The following is a 792-nucleotide window of genomic DNA, read 5'->3' on the forward strand; positions in this document are numbered from 1 at the left end:
AGCCGTGTTCTGGCTACCGGTATTCCCTGATAAGTCTTGGTAGTCACGAACTAGTAACGCCACATTGAGCTCTGACGTGCTTGGTACCACCACATCACCAGTCCAAACACTTGGGTCCGCGGTTGCCACTAACGAGGTGATCGTCGTGCCACCTAACTCCGCCGCGGCGGACTGCAGATCTTTATCGAATTCTAGCGTTACCGTCACGCTTTGGCCGATGGCTTGGTGCTCAGGCGTAAACGTCACGTTAGTCAGCGTTGGCAAAGACTGCGCCAGTGTAAAGCTCTGACTTTCACTTACTTCAATGCCGGCTGAGTTCGTCCCCGTCACCATCACGGTATAAGTACCATTGGTTTGGTGACTCATGTCCATTGCGTCACTGATCCAAGTGCCACCGGCTTGTACTGTTGCACTGCCGCTTTTTAGTACCGTCACGCTGCCTTGAGCTTTCACTTCAAGACGCAAGGACTGACCGTCAAAACGTGTCGACGTACCTTCGAATTGTAGCGTGGCGGCTTGCGTTTCATCCACATTACCCACTGGCGTAATAGCTAAGGTTGGCGTGATCGGCATGGAGTAAGCCGTGTTCTGGCTACCGGTATTTCCTGATAAGTCTTGGTAGTCACGAACAAGCAACGCCACATTCAGCTCTGACGTGCTTGGTACCACCACATCACCAGTCCAAACACTTGGGTCCGCGGTTGCCACTAATGAAGTGATCGTCGTACCACCTAACTCTGCTGCGGCGGATTGCAGATCTTTATCGAATTCCAGCGTCACCGTCACGCTTTG

At 52.7% G+C, this 792-nt stretch carries 1 pseudogene; it reads right to left on the reverse strand.

Annotated elements, in window-relative coordinates:
* Window positions 1–792, reverse strand: a pseudogene (locus R8N47_RS24555) (hypothetical protein); the annotation flags it as partial.

Source organism: Vibrio sp. 2132-1, from assembly GCF_033344315.1.